The sequence below is a fragment of the Cupriavidus basilensis genome, from assembly GCF_029335485.1.
GTDB classification, from domain to species: Bacteria; Pseudomonadota; Gammaproteobacteria; order Burkholderiales; family Burkholderiaceae; genus Cupriavidus; species Cupriavidus basilensis_E.
Genome location: NZ_JARJLM010000696.1, coordinates 1 through 7,650, shown reverse-complemented (window position 1 = coordinate 7,650; position 7,650 = coordinate 1). Strand labels below are relative to the sequence as shown.

At 65.9% G+C, this 7,650-nt stretch carries 8 protein-coding genes; 7 read left to right on the top strand and 1 reads right to left on the bottom strand.

The window, feature by feature from the left end; translation table 11 throughout:
- The first annotated feature begins 48 nt into the window (after window positions 1–48).
- Window positions 49–1,512: a glutamate synthase subunit beta gene (locus P3W85_RS43080; protein ID WP_017228798.1), complete on the top strand. Its 1,464-nt coding sequence runs from the start codon at window positions 49–51 to the stop codon at window positions 1,510–1,512.
- A 77-nt stretch (window positions 1,513–1,589) separates the two neighbouring features.
- Here P3W85_RS43080 and P3W85_RS43075 read toward each other — a convergent pair whose 3' ends face one another.
- A complete protein-coding gene (locus tag P3W85_RS43075) occupies window positions 1,590–2,129 on the bottom strand; it encodes a GNAT family N-acetyltransferase (RefSeq protein WP_017228799.1) in 540 nt (179 codons plus the stop codon).
- 321 nt (window positions 2,130–2,450) lie between these two features.
- On the opposite strand from P3W85_RS43075, the gene P3W85_RS43070 reads away from it, so the two are divergent.
- From P3W85_RS43070 to P3W85_RS43045, 6 genes are all read left to right on the top strand, one after another.
- Window positions 2,451–3,641 carry a tripartite tricarboxylate transporter substrate-binding protein gene (locus P3W85_RS43070; RefSeq protein WP_276269308.1) on the top strand — a complete coding sequence of 397 codons (1,191 nt, stop codon included), beginning with the start codon at window positions 2,451–2,453 and terminating at the stop codon, window positions 3,639–3,641.
- 163 nt (window positions 3,642–3,804) lie between these two features.
- Entirely contained in the window at window positions 3,805–4,626 is an 822-nt protein-coding gene (locus tag P3W85_RS43065) for an ABC transporter ATP-binding protein (RefSeq protein ID WP_017228801.1), read from the top strand.
- Window positions 4,623–5,399 carry a lipid asymmetry maintenance ABC transporter permease subunit MlaE gene (mlaE, locus tag P3W85_RS43060; protein WP_017228802.1) on the top strand — a complete coding sequence of 259 codons (777 nt, stop codon included), beginning with the start codon at window positions 4,623–4,625 and terminating at the stop codon, window positions 5,397–5,399. Before P3W85_RS43065 ends, mlaE begins: the two co-directional genes overlap by 4 nt.
- A gap of 48 nt (window positions 5,400–5,447) precedes the next feature.
- Complete coding sequence (mlaD, locus tag P3W85_RS43055) at window positions 5,448–5,981, top strand: outer membrane lipid asymmetry maintenance protein MlaD (RefSeq protein ID WP_017228803.1); 534 nt, start codon at window positions 5,448–5,450, stop codon at window positions 5,979–5,981.
- Window positions 5,978–6,802: an MlaA family lipoprotein gene (locus P3W85_RS43050; RefSeq protein WP_017228804.1), complete on the top strand. Its 825-nt coding sequence runs from the start codon at window positions 5,978–5,980 to the stop codon at window positions 6,800–6,802. Before mlaD ends, P3W85_RS43050 begins: the two co-directional genes overlap by 4 nt.
- A gap of 204 nt (window positions 6,803–7,006) precedes the next feature.
- Window positions 7,007–7,630 carry an MlaC/ttg2D family ABC transporter substrate-binding protein gene (locus tag P3W85_RS43045; RefSeq protein WP_035814326.1) on the top strand — a complete coding sequence of 208 codons (624 nt, stop codon included), beginning with the start codon at window positions 7,007–7,009 and terminating at the stop codon, window positions 7,628–7,630.
- Window positions 7,631–7,650: the final 20 nt, after the last annotated feature.

Here is a 7,650-nt window from a genome sequence, read left to right as displayed (position 1 = left end):
GAGGCCGGCGCATGCGCCAGCCTCGCCTAGCAAGACCAAGGACGCAACATGGGTAAGGCGACTGGCTTTCTCGAATTTCCGCGCCAGAACGAAGGTTACGAGCCCGTAACCAAGCGCGTGAAGCACTACAAGGAATTCGTTTTCGCGCTGTCCGACAGCGAAGCGAAGATCCAGGGCGCACGCTGCATGGACTGCGGCATTCCGTTCTGCAACAACGGCTGCCCGGTCAACAACATCATCCCCGACTTCAACGATCTGGTTTACCGCCAGGACTGGAAGTCGGCGATCGAGGTGCTGCACCAGACCAACAACTTCCCCGAGTTCACCGGCCGCATCTGCCCGGCACCGTGCGAGGCTGCCTGCACGCTGGGCATCAACGAAGCCCCGGTCGGCATCAAGTCGATCGAGCACGCCATCATCGACAAGGCCTGGGAAGAAGGCTGGGTTGCCCCGCAGCCGCCCAAGCACAAGACCGGCAAGACCGTCGCCGTGGTCGGCTCCGGCCCCGCCGGCATGGCCGCTGCCCAGCAGTTGGCGCGCGCTGGCCATGACGTGACGGTGTTCGAGAAGAACGATCGCATCGGCGGCCTGCTGCGCTACGGCATCCCCGATTTCAAGCTGGAAAAGTGGCTGATCGACCGCCGCATGGAACAGATGCAGGCCGAAGGCGTGACCTTCCGTGCCGGCGTGATGGTGACCGACGGCGAACTGCCGGCCGGCATCAAGAGCTATGCGCGCGAGACCATCTCGGCCCAGGCCCTGCAAGACCAGTTCGATGCTGTCGTGCTGGCCGGCGGCTCCGAAGTGCCGCGCGACCTGCCCGTGCCTGGCCGCGACCTGGCCGGCATCCACTACGCGCTTGAGTTCCTGATCCCGCAGAACAAGGAAGTGGCTGGCGATGCGCCCAACCAGATCCGCGCCGATGGCAAGCACGTCATCGTGATCGGCGGCGGCGATACCGGTTCGGATTGCGTGGGCACTTCGAACCGCCATGGCGCCGAATCGGTCGTCCAGTTCGAACTGCTGCCGCAGCCGCCGGAAGAAGAGAACAAGCCGCTGGTGTGGCCGTACTGGCCGATCAAGCTGCGCACCTCTTCGTCGCACGACGAAGGCTGCGACCGCGACTGGTCGGTTGCCACCAAGGAATTCATCGGCGAGAACGGCAAGATCACCGCGCTGAAGGCCTGCCGCGTCGAGTGGAAGGACGGCAAGATGCAGGAAGTGGAAGGCAGCGAGTTCATCCTCAAGGCTGACCTGGTCCTGCTGGCAATGGGCTTCACCAACCCGGTGGGCTCGCTGCTGTCCGCCTTCGGCGTCGACACCGACGCCCGCAAGAACGCCCGTGCCAGCACCGAAGGCGAGCGCGCCTATCACACCAACGTGCCCAAGGTGTTCGCCGCTGGCGACGTGCGCCGCGGCCAGTCGCTGGTGGTGTGGGCGATCCGCGAAGGCCGCCAGGCCGCGCGCTCGGTCGATGCCTTCCTGATGGGGCATTCCGAACTGCCGCGCTGATGCGTTGATGCGCTGACGAATTCCCTTCGTCGCAAGACCCGCCCCGCGCAAGCCGGGCGGGTTTTTTTATAGCGCGCTCAGGCTGGCTGCAGCGTGCGGCACATCAGCACTGCGTCGTCGCCGTAGGCCGACAGTTTGGCCGACAGGGCGGCGCCGACGGGGACCAGATTCTCGTACCCGAGCCTGCGCCACCAGGCCGCTGCCGATTGCACGGCGATCAGGCGCGACGAGTCCAGCCCGGTTGCCAGCGCGGCCAGCCGCGCCGCCTGGTAGAGCGACTGTGCCAGGCCCTTGCCCTGGCCGTCCGGCGCCACCGCCATGTCGTGCACGAACCAGGTGAGCGCCGCGGGTTCGCCATCCCTGTCCCAGTGCCGCTCCAGCACGCCGTCGAGGGGCGGCAGGCTGTCCTGCGGCCACATATGGGTGAACAAATAGGCGGCCAGCGCTTCGTCCCGGTCCGCGTGCGCGGCCACCCAGCAGGTGGCCGGCGACAGCGCCAGCCGGCTGGCCAGCGCGGCGCCGGATTCGAGCAGGATGTCGCGGTAGCACCGGGCCTGGATCTCCAGCACGGCGGGCAGGTCGGTGGGCCGCATGGGCCGGAGGATGTATTCGCTCATGGTTGGCGATTATAGACAGCGCTGCCTGCCGCAGCCGTGGCGGTCCGGCAAGGCGGCCGCGATCGGCTGCCCGTGCAAGGGCGCATTCAAGCGCCCCCGGCAAACATAGGAAAGCGGCCGTGCCGAAGCCCGCCGGCGGAGGCTGGGCAAGGGCGCCCCGGCCTTTCCACAGGGTTGTCCCGGCTATGGTTAACGTGGTCTGTGCGGTCCAGGGCAATCTTCGTAGAATGACCCGGACATTAAGAACAAAGACTGCCTCGCTAACCCCCCTTTTCAGCCGACCCAGGTGTCGCGGGCAGTGCCCGCGGCTCGGAGGAATTGATGTCCGAAGTGCGCATTTTCTTGCGGCTTTGGCGAGGTAAGGCGACGTTGCTTCACCCCGCCGCAATGCCGGTTCGTTCGCGGTTTGCCTTGCACGTCTGGCTTCGGCTCTTCATGGCCATTGCGCCCGTTTTTTGCACGCTCCGGCAGCGCGCGTCATGCCGTCTTGCGATTGGGCCGAGGGGGCTGGCGTTCTGCATCGCCAGCCTGCTGTCAGCCGCCAGCGGGCCTGGCCTGGCCCGGCCGGCAGTGCTGCAGGCAGTAGCGGCCCAGGCTGCATTCAACCGGCCCATCTCGTTTCCGGTCAGGCCGATCCGGCTGGTCGTGCCGTTCCCGGCCGGCGGCGTGCCGGATGCCGTGGCGCGCCTGCTGGCCGAGCGTCTGGCGGTACGCCTTGGCGTGCCGGTGGATGTCGACAACCGGCCCGGCGCGGGCGGCACCACCGCCGGCGATGTCGTGGCCAAGGCGAATTCCGACGGCCATACCCTGCTGTTCCACCAGGCCAACATGCTGATCCAGCCTGGGCTGGAGCCGGTGCCTTACGACGTGGTGCGCGATTTCACGCCGGTGGCGCGGGTGGCGACCATGCCGCTGTTCCTGGTGATCGATGCGCGCCTGCCGATGCGTACGCCGCAGCAATGGCTTACCGCGGTCAAGTCCAGTCCGGCATCCTATAGCTACGGCTCAGGCCAGGCCGGCAGCCCTGCCCACCTGTATGCCGAGTATGCCGTGCACGATGTGCCCAACGGGGTGCCGCTGGTGACGGCCAAAGGGGAGGGGGCGGTGGTGCAGGAGATGCTGGCCGGCCGCGTCAGCGCCTGTTTTTGCTCGTTCGCGGCGGTGCAGGCACATGTCAGGAGCGGCAACCTGCGGCTGCTGGGCGTGACGGGTGTGGCGCGCTCGCAACTGGCGCCGACCGTGCCCACCCTGCAGGAATCGGGGCTGGACGGCTATGGCGCCACGGCCTGGTTCGGCGTCATCGCTCCAGCCAGGACACCGCATGCCATAGTGGCGCGGCTGGCCAGCGAACTCGACAGCGTGATGGGCGAGCGTGAAGTGCGGGATCGCCTGCTGGCGGCAGGACTGACGCCGTTGCGGGATTCGCCGGAGGCGTTCGCCACCGCGATCCGCGCCGAATCGATCCAGTGGCAGGTGATCCTGCGGCAGGCCAGCGGCCAGACCGAGCCATAGGGGCTTCCAGGCAATCCAGGCGCGCCCCGGAAGCCGCCAGTCACCCCGCGCAATTGTGATGAAACAATTATTTGCGATTCCTGGATGTGAATTGCGGCCCACTGGCACGGGCAGCGCTAGGTAGTAGCCCTTATAATGGCGGACTGCCCAACACGGTGCCAACGTGACCGAATCCGCCTCAAACCTCGTCGAGCTCAAAGCTGTCGATTTCGCCTACGCGGCGAACGGCAAGCCTATCCTGTCGGGCCTTAGCATGCGCTTCCCGCGCGGCAAGGTGGTGGCTGTCATGGGCGGCTCCGGCTGCGGCAAGACCACCGTGATGCGCCTGATCGGCGGCCAGGTCCGGCCGCAGAAGGGCGAAGTGCTCTTCAATGGCGCCAATATCCCGGCGCTGGACCGCGGCGATCTGTACGCCGTGCGGCGCCAGATGGGCATGCTGTTCCAGTTCGGCGCACTGTTCACCGATCTCTCGGTGTTCGACAACGTGGCCTTCCCGCTGCGCGAACATACCGACCTGCCCGAGAGCATGATCCGCGACCTGGTGCTGATGAAGCTCAACGCGGTCGGCCTGCGCGGCGCGCGCGACCTGATGCCCTCGGAGATCTCCGGCGGCATGGCGCGGCGCGTGGCGCTGGCCCGCGCGATTGCGCTCGATCCCGCCTTGCTGATGTATGACGAGCCCTTCGCCGGGCTCGACCCGATCTCGCTGGGCCTGACCGCGCGACTGATCCGCAGCCTGAACGATGCGCTGGGGGCCACCACCATCATCGTGTCGCACGACGTCAACGAGACCTTCCTGATCGCCGATTACGTCTATTTCATCGCCAACGGCCGCATTGCCGCCGAAGGCGAGCCCGAGGCCCTGCGTGCCTCGACCGATCCCTTCGTGCATCAGTTCGTCCATGCCGAGCCCGACGGCCCGGTGCCGTTCCACTATCCGGGGCCGTCGCTGGCCGAGGACTTCTCGAGCGGAGCGTGGCGATGATGGGATTCTTCACGAGCATCGGCTCCGCCGTGCGGCAGTCGGTCAGCGGCCTGGGCCATGCCACCCGCATGTTCTTCACGGTGCTGGCCATGTCGCCGGCGCTGCTGCGCCGCTTCCGCCTGGTAAGCGACCAGATTTTCTTCGTCGGCAACCTGTCGCTGGTGATCATCGCCGTATCGGGCCTGTTCGTTGGCTTCGTGCTGGGCTTGCAGGGCTACTACACGCTCAACCGGTACGGCTCCGAGCAGGCGCTGGGCCTGCTGGTGGCGCTGTCCCTGGTGCGGGAGCTGGGGCCGGTGGTGACCGCGCTGCTGTTCGCCGGGCGCGCCGGCACTTCGCTGACGGCCGAGATCGGCCTGATGAAGGCCGGCGAGCAGCTGACGGCCATGGAAATGATGGCGGTCAATCCGCTGCAGCGCGTGATTGCGCCCCGATTCTGGGCTGGCGTGGTCGCCATGCCCGTGCTGGCGGCCATTTTCAGCGCCGTCGGGGTGCTCGGCGGCTACGTGGTTGGCGTGCAGATGATTGGCGTCGATGCGGGCGCCTTCTGGTCGCAGATGCAGGGTGGCGTGGACGTACGCGCCGATGTGCTGAACGGTGTGACCAAGAGCTTTATTTTTGGCATTGCGGTGACGTTTATCGCCCTGTACCAGGGTTATCAGGCCAAGCCCACGCCGGAAGGCGTATCGCGCGCCACCACGCGTACCGTAGTGATTGCCTCGCTGGCCGTGCTGGCGCTGGATTTCCTGCTGACTGCGCTGATGTTCAGCTGACCAGCCGGTGCGGTCGCCGGAGCCGGAGTACTTGAAGAAGAGACGCAGATGAAAAGAAATACACTCGATTTCTGGGTTGGCCTGTTTGTCGTGGCGGGTTTCGTCGCGCTGCTGTTCCTGGCGCTGAAGGCCGGCAATATGAGCTCCCTGTCGTTCCAGGATACCTACACGGTACAGGCGCGCTTCGATAACATCGGCGGACTGAAGCCGCGCGCGCCGGTGAAAAGCGCCGGGGTGGTGGTGGGCCGGGTGGCCGATATCCGCTTCGACGACAAGACCTACCAGGCCACCGTGTCGATGAAGCTGGACAAGCAGTACCAGTTTCCCAAGGACACCTCGGCCAAGATCCTGACCTCCGGCCTGCTCGGCGAGCAATATATCGGCCTCGAGGCGGGCGGAGATCCGGCCATGCTGGCGGAGGGCTCCCGAATCACCATGACGCAATCGGCCGTGGTGCTGGAAAACCTGATCGGGCAGTTCCTGTATAACAAGGCCGCGGACGCAGGTGCCGGCGGCAATAGCAACAACAGCAACAATGCGAGCGGCAGCGCTGCCAGCGGTGCCGCAGGGGGGGTGAAATGAACGGCAAGGGTCTTCCCGCGCGCTGGCGCGCGGGCCGGAAGTGGTTGCTGGCGGCGTCGGCCGCCTCGTTGGTGGCGGGCTGCGCGACTGGCCCCACCGCCAACCCCAAGGATCCGATCGAGCCGTTCAACCGGGAAGTCTTCCGCATCAACGAAGATTTCGATAAGGGCGTGATGCGCCCGGTTGCCCAGTTGTACACGGATTACATCCCGTCGCCGGTCCGTACCGCGATCGACAATGCCTTCTCCAACGTGAGCGACGTCTATTCCGCCGTCAACAACCTGCTGCAGGGCAAGCCGACCCGCGCTGCCGAGGACTCCATGCGCGTGGCCATCAACAGCGTGCTGGGCATTGGCGGCCTGATCGACATCGCCACGCCGGCCGGGCTGCCCAAGTACAAGGAAGACTTCGGCCAGACCCTGGGCGTGTGGGGCGCGCCGGCCGGTCCGTACCTGGTGCTGCCCCTGTTCGGGCCCAGCACGGTGCGCGATACCGCCGGCATGCTGGTCGACCGCCAGATGGATCCATCAGCCTATCTCGACCCCGTCTGGGCACGCAATACGCTGACCGGCGTGCGCTTCGTCAGTACCCGGGCCTCGCTGCTGGGCGCCACCAACCTGATCGAGCAGGCCGCGCTCGACAAGTACTCCTTCATGCGCGATGCCTATCTGCAGCGCCGCGAGTACCAGATCTATGATGGCAACCCGCCCGAGCACGATGAAGATGGCGGGCCAGCCAAGACGCCGCCGGACGCCACGCAGGAAAAACAGGCGTTGCCTACGTCGCCCATGCAGATGCCCGGCGGTATCCGCCTGCGCTGAACGACGTCTGCCCAGGTCCGTGTCCGGGCTGTGAGCAGTGCAACAAATTATGTAGATGTGGCGCCGGATGCCCCGGTGCCGAGAACTCCCCGGGCTCGTCCGGTATCCAACGTGGGGAATGACCACTACCGGCCTTGATGCCGGGATGCGCAAGGGCCGCCGTACCGCGGCGTCCACTGCGTTTTGATCGACAAGGACAAAATGATGCTGAAGCGACTGTTGCTGCCTTTTCTTACCGTGGTTGCCTTTGCTGGCGCCGCCCATGCCCAATCGCAGGATGCCAGCACGCCTGACGGGCTGGTCAAGGCCGTGGTCGGCGAAGTGATGGCCTCCGTCAAGTCGGACAAGGACATGCAGGCCGGGAACATCAACAAGATCTCGGCGCTGGTGGAGCAGAAGATCCTGCCCAACGCGAATTTCCAGAAGACCACCCAGATCGCGATGGGCCGCAACTGGTCCAAGGCCACGCCCGAGCAGCAAAAGCAGATCACCGATGAGTTCAAGACCCTGCTGATCCGCACCTATTCCGGCGCCATCTCGCAGATCCGCGACCAGACCGTGCAGTTCCGCCCGTACCGCGGCAGCCCGGACGATACCGACGCCACCATCCGGACCCAGGTCATCAACAAGGGCGAGCCGATCCAGCTCGACTACCGCCTCGAGAAGACCCCGCAAGGCTGGAAGGTCTATGACATCAACGTGCTGGGCGCCTGGTTGACCGAGGCCTACAAGGGCAGCTTCAACACCATCGTCGGCCAGCAGGGCGTGGATGGCGTGATCAAGACGCTGCAGGACCGCAACCGCCAGCTTGCCAGCGCCAAGAACTGATTCCGCAATTCCGCCCGCCA